This window comes from Pseudomonas sp. HLG18, assembly GCF_051903985.1.
Lineage (GTDB): Bacteria > Pseudomonadota > Gammaproteobacteria > Pseudomonadales > Pseudomonadaceae > Aquipseudomonas > Aquipseudomonas fluorescens_BT.
On the sequence record NZ_CP195831.1, the window covers coordinates 6,038,764 to 6,054,333 of the forward strand.

A 15,570-nucleotide genomic window follows, 5' to 3' on the forward strand; every position below is an offset into this window, starting at 1 on the left:
GCAGAGCACCCCATGCTACAGAACAACCCCGAACTCAAAAGTAAGATCGATCAGCTCTGGAATAAATTTTGGAGTGGCGGTATCAGCAATCCGCTCACTGCCATCGAGCAGATCACCTACTTGCTGTTCATGAAACGACTGGATGAGCTGGATCTCAAGCGCCAGTCTGACGCCGAGTGGACAGATGAAGAGTACACATCAAAGTTTGATGGCGTCTGGGTTCCACCGGAGCATCGAACAAAGCTCAGTGGTCGTGAAAGCGCGATGGAGTTAGTCGAGATCCTGGGGCGTGATCGGCGTCAGTACGGTGTCGACAAGAGCACTCTGCGCTGGAGCGATTTTAAGCGCAAGCCGGCCGACGAGATGCTGTCGCACGTTCAGGGCAAGGTGTTTCCCTTTCTCAAGGACTTGAACGGGGCAGAGTCCAATTTCACTCACCATATGAAAAATGCCGTATTCATCATCCCTAAGCCTACCTTGCTGGTCGAAGCGGTGAAGACTATCGACGAGATCTTCGAGGTGATGGAGCGCGACTCGCGCGAGAACGGTCAAGCGTTTCAGGATATCCAGGGCGATGTCTACGAATTCCTGCTCTCGGAAATCGCTACCGCGGGCAAGAACGGCCAATTCCGCACCCCGCGCCACATTATCAAACTGATGGCCGAGCTGGTGCAGCCGCAACTGGGCCACAAAATCGCCGACCCGGCCTGTGGTTCCGGTGGTTTCCTTCTCGGGGCCTACCAGTACATCGTCACCCAGCTCGCCATCAAGGCGGGCACTAACAGCCTTACGCCCGATGAAGATGGCTTCGTGCGCACCTCGGTCGCCGCCGCTCTAACTGAAAAGGCACAAAACATTCTGCAGGAAACCCTCTACGGCTACGACATCGACGCCACCATGGTGCGCCTGGGGCTGATGAACCTCATGATGCACGGCATCGACGAGCCGCACATTGACTACAAGGACACCCTCAGCAAGAGCTACACCGAGGAGTCCGAATACGACATCGTGATGGCCAACCCGCCTTTCACCGGTAGCATCGACAAGAGCGACATCAATGAAAACTTGACCCTCGGCACTACCAAGACTGAGCTATTGTTCGTCGAGAACATATACCGCCTGCTCAAGACGGGGGGCACGGCCTGCGTCATCGTTCCACAGGGTGTACTGTTCGGCTCCGGCAGCGCGTTTAAAACCCTGCGCCAAAAGCTTGTGGACAGCTGTGATCTTAAGGCCGTGATCAGCCTGCCCAGCGGTGTATTCAAGCCCTATGCCGGCGTCAGCACCGCCATTCTGCTGTTCACCAAAGTCTGGGGGCCGAAAGACAAAGTTTCTCAGCCCGCCACCGAATACGTCTGGTTTTATGAGATGGCCGATGATGGCTATTCGCTTGACGACAAGCGTACCAAGCAAGATGGTTTTGGTGACTTGCAAGACATCATCTCTAGGTACCACTCCAGACGCGCCACTACAGACACTGACCGCAGAGCCAAATACTTCATGGTGCCGCGCAGTGAGATCGCGGACGAGAAGAACAACTATGACCTCTCGCTCTCACGCTACAAAGAAGACGTGTTTGAGGAAATGCATTACGACGCGCCGGGCGTGATTCTGGATCGTCTGATTCAGGTCGAGGTGGGCGATGTGGAGCAAGCGGAACTGGCTAAGCTGCAGAGTGGCATAGTACGCGAGCTACTGGAGCTAAAGGAGATGGTGGGATGAAAACTGTCCCGCTATCTCAGATAGTACAAATAAATCCTCGGTCACCAAAGGGGCTCGAGGACTCAAGAGAAATCTCGTTTGTCCCAATGGCTTCTGTCTCTGAAAACGGAGGAATAATCCGACAGGAAACCCGTAACTTCGGCGAAGTCAAAAAAGGTTTTACGTACTTCCAGCGAGGCGACGTTTTGCTGGCCAAAATCACCCCATGTTTTGAGAACGGAAAATCTGCACTTGCCGATAATTTAGAGCATCCAATTGGCTTCGGCTCGACGGAGTTTCACGTACTACGCGCTATTCCAGGGAAAGTTGACTCGCGCTTCCTTTATCACTTGGTGCGCAGCAATCAGCTCTTGTTCCTTGGTCAAAAAGCAATGAAGGGCGCTGCGGGCCACAAGCGCGTACCGGCTGAGTTCCTTGAGGATTTTGAAGTTCCGGAGTGGCCCCTCGACGACCAAATACGCATTGCCCATCTGCTTGGCAAAGTGGAAGGGTTGATCGCCCTGCGCAAACAAAATTTGCAACAACTCGATGACCTGCTCAAAAGCGTTTTCCTGGAGATGTTTGGTGACCCTGTACGGAATGAGAAGGGGTGGGCACCTACGACCATTGGGGAGATCATCAAGGTAGCTAGCGGTAAAGGTTTAGTAGCCAAGAACATGGATACTGAAGGGCCACATAAGGTTTACGGTGGCAATGGCGTAAATGGCACCCATACGGAATACATGTTTGATACCTCAACACTTGTTATAGGACGAGTGGGCTACTACTGCGGCTCCGTACACATTACGGAGCCAAAGTCATGGGTTACTGACAATGCGCTTTACGTGAAAGAGATTTTGAAGGCGACGGATCTCATCTTTCTCAAGTACTTGCTAGATGCTCATGATCTCAACAAGGTAGCAGGGCGCGCTGCTCAGCCTCTCGTATCGGGTTCTCGGATTTATCCTATCCACACGATTGACGTTCCTTTTAAAAATCAGAGAGAGTTCTCAGCCGTCGCTGAAAAAGTTGCAGCCCTCAAGTCTCGCTACCAGCAAACCCTCACCGACCTCGATGCCCTCTATGGCGCATTGAGCCAGCAGGCCCTCAAGGGCGAGCTGGATTTGTCGCAAGTGGCGTGGCCTGCCGCCCCCATCGAAGGAGAAAGCTTTGTGGCCGCTGCTTTGCCTACGCCCCTCGCCACGCCAGTGATCAATCTTCCGGAAACCGAGTTGTTGTTGCCGGTTCTGGATAACCGCGAGCAGTTGAAACCCTTGCTGCGCTTTTGGCTGGAGTCCTACCGCGCGCACTTGGGTAGCGCGGTATTCTCCGTCGAACACTTTATCGCCGCCGCGCAAACCCGGCTGGCAGAATTACACCCGGACAACGATTTTGAGCTGGGTGCCGATGCTTACGAGCATATCAAGTCCTGGTTATTCGAGGCATTGACCGCTGGTCATCTTAAACAATTGCGAAACATCACTGGACACGAAGAAGAAACCGGCAAACCCATCTTAGGGAACATGCTTGAGCTTAGGGTTGCTCAGGCATGAAATTACTGCGCCTCAAGATCACCGACCCGAAAGGCTTTCGCAGTCTGCCCTGTGGTTTTGAACATTACTTCCGTACGGATTGGAGCTTGCAAGACGAATTGGCGCAGCCCGCTGGCTTTGCGCCCTTCGTCTGCGCTGGGCCGAATGGCAGCGGCAAATCCAACCTGCTTGAAGCCTTGGCGGCGATCTTCTATCAGCTGGAAGTCTTGCGCGTGCGCCCCAGCTTTCTGCCCGAAGCACTGCAAGACGAGGCGCTGGACTTTTCTCCCGTCGCTTTTGAACTGGATTACCTGATCCGCGTGAGCGCCGAGTACTGTGGTCCCGATAGCCCGAAGTGGGCGAAAGTGAGCGTGTGGAAAAACGCCGGCGAATCGGTGCGATTTCTATGGGAGAACCAGGGCGATTTCATTACCGATGTGTACGAGGTATTCAAGGACGGGCATGCCGACATCCTACTGCCGCAGTACGTGCTGGGCTATTCGTCGGGCGAGAACGAAATTCTCAGCCTGCCGTTTTTCAAGATGCGTTTCGTGCAGTTCGACGAATACTACTGGAAAGCACTCATATGGCAGTTGAGCTACCCCGGCCACCCGGAAGCGCGGCTGGCCTATCTTGACAGCGGCTTCAGCCAGGCCATTCTGCTGTGCAACCTGCTGTTTCAGGATGAAGCCACCTTGCAGCCTTTCCGCGAGGATGTGGGTATCGAGGCCCTGCAGGAATTCCGCATCATTCTGCGCCGCAGCATTGAATTGCGACCCGAACAACTGGCTGCCTTCGCCAGTGAAGACGAAAGTCTGCGCCAGTCGCTTGAGGATATCGTAAAGGGCAACCCGGCCTTGCATGCGGAGACCGACGAGCTGGGCAATACACGCTATCGCCTGAATCTGCTGCACGCGTTGGAAGCCGATGAGAGGCTTCAGCAAGAGCTGAGATCGGAGCAAGAGACGTCGGCAACGAAGTATGAAAATTTTGATCCGGCGGTTACAAGACTTAAACGGTGCGCAACTCTAGTTTATGAGGACGAGGCAACCGACACGCTCACCCTAGATTTCTGGGTGAATGAGGCGACGAAGCAAGTTTTTCGCGAAAATTTCGAAAACTCTCCGCTGGCACTGTTCCAAGCATTTCAGGTGTTATTGACGCTCAACTTATATGTCGTGAGCGATGCACTGAAGTCGGATCTATACACCTCAACCAGTCATTACGTCAGCGAAACGGTACCGACGCTGGCTTCTGACCAGCGCATCATGCGTTTCAAGTTCGTGCGCTTCACCAAGCAAGGGGTGGCCGAGCCGGTGATGCTCAAGGAGTTGTCGGATGGTGAACACCAGTTGCTGCACAGCCTGGGCTTGTGCCTGTTGTTCCGTGACACCAACAGCCTGTTCCTGCTCGATGAGCCGGAAACGCACTTCAACCCGGACTGGCGCGCCAATTTCATCACCCGCCTGCGCCAGTGCCTGCCTGGCAAGGGTGAGTTTGCGCAGGAAATGCTGATCACTACCCACACGCCTTTCCTGATCTCCGACAGCAAGCCGGACAAGGTATTGGTGTTTGCCAAAGACAAAACCAGCAACACGGTCAGCATCCGTCACCCGGACTACAACACCCTGGGCGCTTCGATCAACAAGATCACCATGAACACCTTCGGCAAGCGCGAAACCATCGGCGGCCATGCCCAAGCATTGCTGGAGGCATTGCGCGCACGCTTCGAACAGGGGGCTGAAGACAAGGAATCGTTGATCTCGGAGATTAACCATCAACTCGGCGACTCGGTGGAAAAAATGCTGCTGATCAAGGCCATCCTCGACGGTAATCAACCTGGCAATGGGGAGGCTCAGGGCTGATGCTATTTCCGTACACCTACGTGCCGCACCAGATAGAAAAAATGCAGGTTTTCATCGACTTCATATTTCATGAGGTGTGGTGCAAGGCACCGACAGGTGGCGATTACAGTTTGGACCTATTTGTTGCAAACCCTGACCTCCACGAAGTGATGACGGCACTCCACTACGACGACGGAAAAGGAGCAATGTTCTTTGCTGGGCATGTGGAACGCATCTACGGTCTGTTTTCGGCACTGACCGCCGCGCAGATCAGCGACTTTCAGCAGTGGTACCGCGGCAATAACGATCTGGAGAAAGCGTGCGCCAATGATCCGGCAGTGCCGCTCGCGAGATACAAAGACGTTATTTCTGCATATCCAATCCTTGGCAAGAAACTGGCGGAATTTTTCCGTGGGCTTTACGATAATTCAACTCTTGGGCTGTCAGCGATCAAAGGGAAAATCGGCGATATTAAAGATCACAACAAAAAATTTTTCGAAATAAATAAAGTCGGTAAATGCCCGTTCTGTGGAATTAATGACTTAAAAGGTATTCATCACACTCGTAGGGAGGCGTACGACCATTACCTTCCAAAATATCGGTACCCATTTAATTCCATTAATTTCCAAAATTTGGCACCTGCCTGCCACGAATGTAATAGTGTTTATAAGTTGAGCAAGGATCCTGCGCACAACGATTTCGGACGGCGCAAAGCTTTCTACCCATATGTTGCTGGCCCAACTATCGAGATTCAGGTTACTCTACAACACTCAGGGGTCGCTAACTTGACTCCAGCAGACATCAATCTGAAATTTGGACCTGCAGTTAACTTTGAGGAAATTGAAACCTGGAAAGATGTTTATGGCATTGAAGAGCGCTACAAGGCTAAATTTTGCAGCGCAGATGCTAGTGATTGGATTGAACAGTTCAGGATTCTAAATCGGCGTCGAGCGTACAGTGCAAGCGAGTACATTGAGGACATTGCTCAGTCAGACCCATTTGCAAATGTCAATTTTCTCAAGCAGGCGTTTATGCAATGCTGCCAGGATATAGGCTTGCTGGCGGCTATAGAGAAATATTCTTGACGCGGGGTGATGGAGTTTCTTTTGGTGCTCTCGCTAAGTTGATGCGTTAGGCTCAGGTAAGCATTTAATCATCCTTGATGCTGAGCGGATTCAGTCGCCATCAGCGTTGCCGCTTTTAGTGAAACTGTTCATCCTCTTGCGCCGTTAGCCTTGAATCATCTGGGCTAGCACGGCAAGTTGCTGGCCTTTGGAAGCCAATAGGGAAGATAGGCATGTTCATGGACGGTAACCGATCTATGAACCCCACCTACCGCAAGGTGGACGCCAAGGTTATCGGGCAAGAGCTGGTATGACTTTCAGAAAATATTTTAGGCGTCTTCTTCGCGCCTCTTGCGGAAATACGTAGTGGCAGCCTCATTGATTGTCAGGGTAGGTCCAAGGTGAAGCTGGATCATGTTAATTCTGAGTATTTTAAACTCGAAGGAGGTGAGGTCTACTTCTAACTCTTCCGTGAAGCACTGTTCATAGGTTTTTGCGTCGTATCCTTTAAACTCTATCCCCAGGAGTTTGAGAGCTTTGAATACTCTGCATACGCCGGAGATAAAAATAGGCATGATATCTAGATATACTTTTTTTTCTGAATATCGTTCGGCCTGAGCTTCTGCCAAAACCTTTTTAAATTCAAGGCCTTCTGCTATAAGATTGAACCGCTTTTGGATGTCAGATGGTTTCCCGAGTCGCAGGAGTTCTGATGAATTCTTGCTAGGATCTAGGCGCGAATATATATCTTCAAGTTTGACGAAGTGGTGCATGCATGATCTTGCACCACCTCCGGATTTATGACCCGCCAGCAGAAATGCCGCGCCCTCTAACCGCTCAGCGCCTTCGTTGAGCCACAATTCAGGAAGCAAACTGGAAAATAACGAGTGATCGCGGTGATGCAGCGCATTGCGTAAAGCAATTAGTAATGATGTATCTGGTTGCGCAAAGTAATCGAAATCATCCTTGGAGACATCATATAATGTATGAAAGGCTTCCAGCGTGGCCTCCCACGCTCTATCCAAATTTTCTATTGCTTCCTCTTTGTCAATTGCAACCAATCCTTTGTAGCGAATATGTTCCTCTCCGTAGATGCGCATAGTATTGGCAAGTCGACTGACTGCCCTCTGTACGATTTCCTTTTCCATGAGCCATTCTTCCTAGGAGTTCATTTTGAGCCAATTATCTTAGCGGTGGCGGATCGTAGCGGCAGTCCTCGCAAGGGTAACCTCACACCGAAGGCACTGACCGTACCACTACCGCGGCCTACCCACTGCAAACGATGTCCATATCACACCCAATCGTTTCTTTGAGATATGCCACAGCGGCGGCCAGCACGAGGTTTTGATCAGCGGTACGATTACCAGCAGATAGACCCGGCTGAACAATCAGTATTTCGGCTTCTACGGGTTTGAAGCGTGCTGTCTTGATCAAGTCATTGAGCCTCAACCCATTTCCAGCAAGGTAGCGCGTTGGACGGTGCAGGGAGCGCAGCCGATCCTCACGTCTTTGTATGTGCTTACCGAGTTCAGAAAAGCGCCATTTCCATTTGGCCGACCTGACCGCTTGGGAGCAGACCTCCACGACATCCTTCACGCGTTCGCCAGGGGTGTCTCCTCCGGCATATTTGCAGTGGATCAGCGCAAGTCGTATACGATTATCTTCCTCCTTGAGACAGACAAGATCCGCGGCTTCACCGGCGCCGTCGTCGTCGAAAACGATGTCAAAATCACCCTGTATGAAGTGCTGGGCGGCTTTCCACTGAATAGAGTCAGCACGTGTAATGCCGTCTTTCCAGTAGGATTCTTTTGTGATGTCGACCCCTGCCCAGTCCCAAGCCTCGAAGCGCTCTTCTCCGATTTCAAGATGTCTGGGGTCTTTAGGCTCGATCAGCATGTTGCCGTCCAGCTCACTCAGGTCGACGAACCGTACCAACGGTGGGTATGAACTCAGATATTGGCTGAGCGCCCTTGACGCTTTCCCGATGGTAAGTTCGACTGCCTCACCGCTTGTCTGTGCGACGATGAATCCGTTCTCTCCGCCTACCGTTAAGGTGAAATCTGCGAACTGGCCGGTCTCGTCACAGTTCAGGGCAAACCTCATGCTGTTATCTCGCACATCAAGGTATTTCAGATCGACGAACGTGATAGGAAGGCCGTTTGGAAACGCCCGAGTGGTTAGCACGACCCTGTCTTCTGCAATACTCATGATTTCAGCCGGCCACTCGACAGCAAGCACATTCCTGTCGCTTGGAAACGCTGTCACTTCCTTAGGAATGAGGACGTTTGCAATGATGTCATCGACAACGATACTGTCATCGAGAAGTTTGGCGCCAGCCGCAGCGCACCAGTGAACGAACTCCGGTATGGAGCCTTGCTCTCGCGACCAGACCCTCCCTTTGTACGAGCAGCCAACAGAAACGCGCTCTCCATTTTCCCATCCGGTACCACTGACATTGTTCTTAACGGAGCCGCTACGCTCCGCCACACCGAGTGCTACCGCAACGTCGGCGCCTGTGTACATGGCGTAGCTCAGATTACGTCGACCGTGTTTCTTGACGCCCATGTTCTGAAACACCAAGCGGTTTACATGGCCGAGTATTCGAAACATCTGTTCGCCATGGATAAGGTCTGCTTGCCCGGTGACTTCTTCCGCTAGCTCCGGGAACAAAGAACTATGATCAGTTGAAGACAGGAATAGCAGTTCAAGCTCCGGATTGTGGTGGAGGACGAAGAGTGTCCACTCACGGTCGAGAACGCCTTTGGTATTAGTCCAGCGAACCCTGCCTTCGGCGCGGGTGACGAAGTAAAGCGTACGCATTTCTCGGTTGAGCCAGACCCCCTCAATGTGAAGTTGTTGGGAAAGCCCGTGGTGGAACCGCTCGGGAAAAAACTGTTGAGCCCTGTAAGCGGCAGTGCTGAAAACTGGGCGGAGTAATTGAGGTGACAGAGAAATTTTCGAGTCGCCTTCCTCATCCAGACGTTCGGACGCTTGCAGGAACTCAATCAACTCCCTGTGCTCCCGGACAGCATTAGAACTCAGCTCGCTCAGTACCTGATTCCAGTCGGCGTCTTCGCTGTATAGGCGCTCCAGTGAGTGGGCGACCTCTTGATCGCCAATGTTGGCCACCACCGTCGCCTCGCCGATGCTCCTTCCTGCCACGCGTGTGAACCGCCCGATGAACTGGAGCGTGATAGCCAAACTCCGATGACTGTCATGGAGCGCAGCCACTTTCAACTCGGGCAGATCAAACCCTTCGCCCAACATGTCGACGCAGATCACGACCCGGGACACCCCTGAGCGCAGATCGGCCAGCTTAGCTTCAGTATCGTTGATCTTTGAATGAATCAGGATTGGTTGAAACTCAGGCGCGAGGTGTCGGTAAAGACGTTCTACGTAGGTTGCACGGACGATACTGCTGCAACGGGCTAAGAGCAGGTGATTAAGCCCCGCGTTCAAGTCACGTCGTAGCTTAGTTAGGGCTGTCACGGCGATAGCTTGGTCGGCTTGGGTGCCACCGCTCGGCTGGTGAACAGGCTCGAAATGTATCGGCTTGAAATACCCGTCACGCTGCGCGGCGGCAAGTGAGTAGTTGAAAATCACTTTCCCGTCGACGAGTTCACCATCTCTGCGAAAAGGCGTCGCAGTAAACTGCAAAATGGGCAGCGAGTGAAACGCTGATCTTAGCCCGCTCCAGGTTTTGGCGGGAACATGATGGGCTTCATCCAGTATCAGTGATTTGCACCGTTGAGCCATCTCAGCAGCGAGCGGGCTACCAGCTTCGAATGCCAGTGAACTAATGGTGGAAACCACCACATTGCATTGGGTGAAGATGTCCAAATCTGCCAGCGTCTTGGGTTTGGATGTGATCAGCCCTACTACTGGATTTGCAACTTCGTTTGGCAGCACCCCCAGAGCGCGCAGCAGTCCCAGGCTCTGAAACTTGTTCGCAGTCTGCTGGCGTAGAAGATCCCAAGGAACGACCACAAGTGTGGTCGAATGGCCGTACGCCGTCAGCGTAGCCAGCATCGTTTCAGTCTTCCCGGTGCCGGTGGGCATCACAATCGTTGCAGGCAGTGTATTGAGGCTCCAGTGAGCCCCGATGGCAAAGAGAGCGCCTAACTGGGGCGGTCGCAATCCCTCCTGTCCTGTTGGGACTTGCCCATTGGCGTCACGTTGTTCCGCTCGATATGACAGTTGATTGTGCCAGCTCCGCGCCGCATCGCGGGCTACATCGGCCCACCCAGATTCGAGGACTCGGGCTTTGAGATCGATGAGGAGGCGATGAGTCCTCCAGACGACTTTGTCCTCCCGCAGGTGAATGATTCCATCCACTCCGTCGGGCAAATTGACATTGGGCCGGTTGGTGAGTAGGACGCGGCTACCACATTCAAGCAGCCACAAGCGTTCTCTGATGCGGGGCGACACGTTCACCAAGGTCTCATTGATGACTCGGGTCGTGATGGCTGGCTGTAGCTGATGCCGGATCTTTCCTACAGAGCAGCGTTGCTCGTAAACCACTGGTGGGAGCACAACCATCAGAATCCTCCTTGAATTACCCATTGCTAGGCGCTGCTTAGGGGGAGGATTATAAACTGGATGGCTTAATGATGGCGCGGGTGACGCGCATTCGTGCGAATGGCTCACCATCGTAGTGATCACCAATTATGTGTCCGGGAATTGGTTACCACTAAAACTCCGACCAGCGCTGGCCCCAGATTTTGAGGTGCTTTCTCTGCAAGCACGAGGCTGGGCCTTGGTTGAAATCCTGACGCTAGTACTGGTACGCGAAAGCTCCGATCAACGACTGAATAAAAACTGCAAAAGTTGACCTTACTGTCTCATTTCCACATAAGGAAGAGGTTAAGGCTCTCAACGCTCGCTGTGATCCTGTGCTGAAAGTCTGATGCGCCGCTGACGGTGTCGACGTCACCCATGTGGCGCGATAGCAACCGGTCTCACTCAGAGATCGAAAACCCATTTTTTTTGTAAACGACGAGCGAGCAACCGCACCGTCAGCAAATAGTAATACCGTGTCGCTTCACCGCGTAAATTTAAGCGATGCTCAAGAAACCAAACCACATGCTTTTTTTGCCAAGCCCAAGGTGATTCTCGCTGCCAGCGCTCAGCAATTTCGGCCTGGATGATTTTTGCCTGTCGCACGTGGCGTTGCCGGGTTGCGTGCGAACCGGTCAGAACGCCAGCCAAGAACAGCTCCATATCGAATGGCTTATTCATGTCCGTCCGCCAATGTAGGCAGCGACCACGTCGATCCGACCGTGCCCAAGCTCGTAACTGATTCGCCTCCGGGCCTCGCCATCAAGGTTCCTATCTACCTTGTAACATTTGCCACCATTGATTGGCGCGGGGCATTGGGTGATCTGCTCGTAGCGCTCACATGCGTACGCCGCTCGTAGCTCATGGAAGCCTTTGAGGTTGTGTGCATGCAGGATATCCCGCGCAGGGCGGATGATTTGTTGTAGGAGATTGAGGTAGCTTTCGTCTGGTGCAATCAGATTGCGGCTACCCGCAGGCGACACCTGCCGTGCAAACCCAAGGGCACCTCGAACATAGTCGTCCACCGCAATCCAACGCGGCGCCGAGGATCCGGCGCGGCCTCCTTTGGTGCCATCCTGAATGTTGATCCTACCAAAGTCGTTAGCCTCACGGCTCAACCGTGGCAGGTCCGCCAAGATAGCCTCACGCAAGCGCATGCCGGTGGCTCGTGCCAACAGGGCTATCGCGGCGGCCCGCAGTTGATGATGGCTGCAAAGCACATCGACAATCTGCTTAACCTGTTCGCGGTCTTGGCCCTGAGGCACCGAGTGTCGAACCCCGGTGCGCTGCATACACAATGCCTTGCTCGGACTGGGTAACTTCATGTACTGATCACCGCGAAGCGCCGCCATGGTCCTGTTAACGCTGGATAGCCGGTTTAGTGCGGTACTGACGGCGAGGTCACCGCGCCCAACTACGTCGCGCAAATGCGCCGCATAGTCGGCCAACACCTTCAGATCAATCTGCCGCGCATCATTGATACCGGGCCCCAGTTCGGAACGGCACCATTTGACGAATGCCTGCCACCGATCACAGTGCGCTTTGACTGTGCCGTAATGGCCGCCGCCGAACATATCTTTCAGCGCCTGCAGTCCTGCATAGCTCAATTGCCTGCCGTAGCCGAAATTGCGGCCATCGCGTCTCCCCACCAATGCCATGTCGGTCACCTCATCGTCCGCTCTCCGATCCTCGCCCCACGTCATCCCGCCAAGAATGTTGAGTGTTATCAGGGATCAAGGCCCCTGCGACCTGTGGGGAGTGTCCACTACGCAGGACTTGCGGCTCCTTACAACCGGGAGCAAGGGCATCTCATGATCTGGCCTCCTGAGCACCGATACCGGTGGACGGGTGGAGGCTGCACTGGCTGACGAGACCAGCGCCTGAAGATCTTGAGCTGGGTGAACTCAGCGATGCGATGACCGGGGCATACCTGACTGTCAGTCAGGTGCAGTCCATTCCGTGGTCTGCGGCACCATCATCTACAGCGCTGTTGCTGGTGACGTCGGCGTTTGTCACGCCAATTGTCACGAGAGGAGTTGCCGCAAAGCCAAGTGCGATGAGGTCTGCAGCAGTGTTTGAAGCGCCCGTCTCTTTCCAGGAGAAAGAGACGGGCGCAGGTTGGCGCAAGATTCGGCCAAGCGGATAGGTTGCTGCAGGGCAGCGAAGTAGGAAGTGTCGTCTGGCGCACGAGGGCCATGATCTGAAGTAGGCATCCATCACCGGGGAGGTGACCGGGCGAGCTGCCGGACGCGAATCGCCTTTTGGGGGGAACCACCGCGGGAGCGGCGTGGCCTTCAAGGTTCGGGCCACCTGGGTTGCTGTCATCGACAGCGCTTGCACGGCCAGTTCTACGCCTGTGGATAAACCCGGTCAAGGTTCGAAATTCAGCGCCACTTTGGACTTGAAGAGCGTTTATCCACCGGTGGAATTCCGTGGTAAATCCTGGACAACGTGGTCGCTTTTTTGCTCTTCAAAGTAAGGTCCATCCAAACAGGGCGGCTTTGCAGCCCTGTTTGGATGGACCCGCGCTTAGAAGCGGATAAGCGAGGCTGCTTGCCCCGAATCTTGAACGTTCAGTTGTTGCTGCCGTTCTTGCGCCTGTACAGCGCTAGCGGATCGGCACCACGTTCTTGTCTCTGACTTGGCCGTATGCTGAGGCGAGCAGGCTACCGGTGGCGGCTTTCTGGATGTGCTCACTCCACCAGGCCATCATCGGACGCCGGCGCTCGATGTAGTCGGCTCGGTTGTAGGCGCTGCGCACCTCATCCTTGTCGACGTGCGCCAGTGCGACCTCAATGAGTTCCGGGCCCCACCCATGTTCATTCAGAATGGTGCTGGCCATCGAGCGCATGCCGTGGCTGACCAATCGATCCTGGAACCCCATGCGTTTCAACGCCATGTTGGCGGTCTGGCTATTGGCGTGGGTGCGTGGATTTCTGTCTGCCGGGAAGACGTATTCGCGATGGCCGCTGTGAGTTTTCAGTGACTCCAGAAGTGCGACAGCGTGATCACTCAGCGGGATGCTATGTGGACGACGCTTCTTCATCCGCTCCGGTGGGATAGTCCAAACACGCCTTTCAAAGTCGATGTCTACCCAGCGAGTAGTTGCCGCCTCGGCGGGGCGAGTCATCGTGTGCAACTGCCATTCGATGAGGCAACGGGTGGTGCGTTTGATGCTGGCGTTTGCGATCTCCAGCATGAGCTCGGGGAGCTCTTCGGGCGGAAGCGCGGCCATGTTTTCTTTCTTGGGCTTCTTGAAGACTGCCCTGATACCGCTGAGTGGGTTGGCGAAGATCAGACCGGAGTTCACCCCGTAGGTCATGATCTCGTTAAGCCGCTGGCTAAGACGTTTGACCGTCTCCAGGCTGCCTTTCGCTTCGATTGGACGAAGCAATGCGATCACCATCGGCGCGGTGATTTTCGCGAGTGGTGTCGTCTTCAAATCGGGGAACACGTGCAGCGTGAGAGACCGCCAAATGTCCTCGGCGTAGGCAGGGGTGACCGAGTCTTTCTTGAGCTCGAACCAGGCGGTGGCCACGTTCTCGAAGGTGTGTTCTGTTTCTGCGCGCTTGGCTTCATTCAGCGTATTGCGCTGCACCTTCGGATCGATGCCCTGGGCGAGCAGCTCGCGCGCTTCGACTGCCTTCTTCCGTGCGTTCGCTAGTGACAGTTCGGGGTAGGTCCCGAAGCCGATGTTGATGCGCTTTTTGGTGAGCGGTTCGCGGTAGTTGAAATTCCACAGCAACGAGCCGTTGCTGCGTACGCGGAGCTGCAAACCGTCACCGTCGGTGAGGACGTAATCCTTGGACGCGGGTTTGACTCCCTTGAGCTGTCGATCGGAGAGGCGGAGGTTTTGGGCAGGCATGAGATTGTCCTCAGGCACTGATTCGGTATTCCAAAGATTAGCACCGGATGGGCTGGAATACCGTTTGGAATACCGGAATGGCTGGAACTCAAAAAAACTCAGAGGACCGCAAAAGCGCTGGAGGCCGCGTATTTACTGGATCTCAGGCACAAAAAAAGACGTCCTTGGACGTCTTTTTTTGATCATTTGGTGGAGCCGGGGGGATTTGAACCCCCGTCCGCCAGTACTCCGCTGTCGGTACTACATGCGTAGCCGTGTCTATTAAGTTAACCCTCAGCGACCCGACGGGCAGGGTGCTTTGGGCGAGTTGTGTAAGTTTTAGCCGCTTCGTCCACAACGTACTGCACGGCGATTCTGTTCTATATGACAATCATTTTGGGTTTACAGACATCCCCTGATGATTGCTGGACCCGAAGGTACCAGGAGTGCATGTCAGCTGCAATTAAGCAGCGAGAGCAGCACCGTATTGGTCGTCATTGGCAACTATAAGTAGTTGCAACAGTGGATTTACGACTTCTGTTACCAAGTCGGCATGCACCTAGAGTTTCGCAACCGGCGTCGAATCCTAAACGGCCCCGAACTCATTGCCCGGTACATCTGTTTGAGCAACAAGCATGTGCAGTGTACGCCAAACGGCCCGCAAGGCCAACCCGAAGGTTGGCCGGGCCTGGATCAATTGTTGGTGCCGGTGGATTTACGCAGTTCCAGAATGGTTTGCGAGGTTTCCGCAACACAGTCATCGATCTTGCCCTGGGCCTTGAGCGCCTGAGCCTTTTGCACGCTGGTTTCAGCACGCTGACTCAGCTCCGGCGACGATGACAGCTGCCCCTTGGCATTGTTGATGGTCTGGATATTGGCGTCGCACAGGTCGGCAGGCTTGTCTGCAGCAAAGGACGTGGAAGCCATCATCGAGGCAGTAACGAACAGACCTAACAGTACAGAACGTTTCATATGAGTCTCCTTGAACTGAGGGATCCCGACTTCGCTGGCCGTCAGGACGGGCAACC

At 54.0% G+C, this 15,570-nt stretch carries 10 protein-coding genes and 1 other RNA gene; 4 read left to right on the plus strand and 7 right to left on the minus strand.

The window, feature by feature from the left end; genetic code table 11:
- Window positions 1-12 precede the first annotated feature (12 nt).
- From ACSPX5_RS27605 to ACSPX5_RS27620, 4 genes are read left to right on the plus strand one after another with little or no spacing between them, the layout of a single operon-like run.
- Window positions 13-1,722 carry a type I restriction-modification system subunit M gene (locus ACSPX5_RS27605; protein WP_439820647.1) on the plus strand — a complete coding sequence of 570 codons (1,710 nt, stop codon included), beginning with the start codon at window positions 13-15 and terminating at the stop codon, window positions 1,720-1,722.
- Window positions 1,719-3,254: a restriction endonuclease subunit S gene (locus ACSPX5_RS27610; protein WP_124325955.1), complete on the plus strand. Its 1,536-nt coding sequence runs from the start codon at window positions 1,719-1,721 to the stop codon at window positions 3,252-3,254. Before ACSPX5_RS27605 ends, ACSPX5_RS27610 begins: the two co-directional genes overlap by 4 nt.
- On the plus strand, window positions 3,251-5,098 hold the full coding sequence (locus ACSPX5_RS27615) for a restriction system-associated AAA family ATPase (RefSeq protein ID WP_439820648.1): 1,848 nt from the start codon (window positions 3,251-3,253) through the stop codon (window positions 5,096-5,098). Before ACSPX5_RS27610 ends, ACSPX5_RS27615 begins: the two co-directional genes overlap by 4 nt.
- A complete protein-coding gene (locus tag ACSPX5_RS27620; RefSeq protein ID WP_439820649.1) occupies window positions 5,098-6,162 on the plus strand; it encodes an HNH endonuclease in 1,065 nt (354 codons plus the stop codon). Before ACSPX5_RS27615 ends, ACSPX5_RS27620 begins: the two co-directional genes overlap by 1 nt.
- A gap of 308 nt (window positions 6,163-6,470) precedes the next feature.
- Here ACSPX5_RS27620 and ACSPX5_RS27625 read toward each other — a convergent pair whose 3' ends face one another.
- The 7 genes from ACSPX5_RS27625 to ACSPX5_RS27655 form a co-directional block, all read right to left on the minus strand.
- The gene (locus ACSPX5_RS27625; protein ID WP_439820650.1) at window positions 6,471-7,289 is read right to left on the minus strand and encodes a hypothetical protein; all 819 of its coding nucleotides are present in this window, start codon (window positions 7,287-7,289) and stop codon (window positions 6,471-6,473) included.
- A 118-nt stretch (window positions 7,290-7,407) separates the two neighbouring features.
- Window positions 7,408-10,680, minus strand: coding sequence for a DEAD/DEAH box helicase (locus ACSPX5_RS27630; protein WP_439820651.1), 3,273 nt, complete (start codon window positions 10,678-10,680; stop codon window positions 7,408-7,410).
- Window positions 10,681-11,103: 423 nt separating this feature from the next.
- The gene (locus tag ACSPX5_RS27635) at window positions 11,104-11,379 is read right to left on the minus strand and encodes a hypothetical protein (RefSeq protein WP_439820652.1); all 276 of its coding nucleotides are present in this window, start codon (window positions 11,377-11,379) and stop codon (window positions 11,104-11,106) included.
- Complete coding sequence (locus ACSPX5_RS27640; protein ID WP_439822055.1) at window positions 11,376-12,356, minus strand: integrase domain-containing protein; 981 nt, start codon at window positions 12,354-12,356, stop codon at window positions 11,376-11,378. Before ACSPX5_RS27640 ends, ACSPX5_RS27635 begins: the two co-directional genes overlap by 4 nt.
- Window positions 12,357-13,306: 950 nt before the next feature.
- Window positions 13,307-14,563, minus strand: a complete 1,257-nt coding sequence (locus ACSPX5_RS27645; RefSeq protein WP_439820653.1) for an integrase domain-containing protein — start codon at window positions 14,561-14,563, stop codon at window positions 13,307-13,309.
- A 187-nt stretch (window positions 14,564-14,750) separates the two neighbouring features.
- Window positions 14,751-15,140, minus strand: a transfer-messenger RNA (tmRNA) gene (gene ssrA, locus ACSPX5_RS27650).
- Between the two features lie 95 nt (window positions 15,141-15,235).
- Complete coding sequence (locus tag ACSPX5_RS27655) at window positions 15,236-15,514, minus strand: hypothetical protein (protein ID WP_085711868.1); 279 nt, start codon at window positions 15,512-15,514, stop codon at window positions 15,236-15,238.
- Between the last annotated feature and the right edge of the window lie 56 nt (window positions 15,515-15,570).

Bases quoted from the DNA above. Each gene is read 5' to 3' on its own strand.
- ACSPX5_RS27605 (WP_439820647.1), top strand. From the start codon at position 13: ATGCTACAGAACAACCCCGAACTCAAAAGTAAGATCGATCAGCTCTGG.
- ACSPX5_RS27610 (WP_124325955.1), top strand. From the start codon at position 1,719: ATGAAAACTGTCCCGCTATCTCAGATAGTACAAATAAATCCTCGGTCA.
- ACSPX5_RS27615 (WP_439820648.1), top strand. From the start codon at position 3,251: ATGAAATTACTGCGCCTCAAGATCACCGACCCGAAAGGCTTTCGCAGT.
- ACSPX5_RS27620 (WP_439820649.1), top strand. From the start codon at position 5,098: ATGCTATTTCCGTACACCTACGTGCCGCACCAGATAGAAAAAATGCAG.
- ACSPX5_RS27625 (WP_439820650.1), bottom strand. From the start codon at position 7,289: ATGGAAAAGGAAATCGTACAGAGGGCAGTCAGTCGACTTGCCAATACT.
- ACSPX5_RS27630 (WP_439820651.1), bottom strand. From the start codon at position 10,680: ATGGTTGTGCTCCCACCAGTGGTTTACGAGCAACGCTGCTCTGTAGGA.
- ACSPX5_RS27635 (WP_439820652.1), bottom strand. From the start codon at position 11,379: ATGAATAAGCCATTCGATATGGAGCTGTTCTTGGCTGGCGTTCTGACC.
- ACSPX5_RS27640 (WP_439822055.1), bottom strand. From the start codon at position 12,356: ATGGCATTGGTGGGGAGACGCGATGGCCGCAATTTCGGCTACGGCAGG.
- ACSPX5_RS27645 (WP_439820653.1), bottom strand. From the start codon at position 14,563: ATGCCTGCCCAAAACCTCCGCCTCTCCGATCGACAGCTCAAGGGAGTC.
- ACSPX5_RS27655 (WP_085711868.1), bottom strand. From the start codon at position 15,514: ATGAAACGTTCTGTACTGTTAGGTCTGTTCGTTACTGCCTCGATGATG.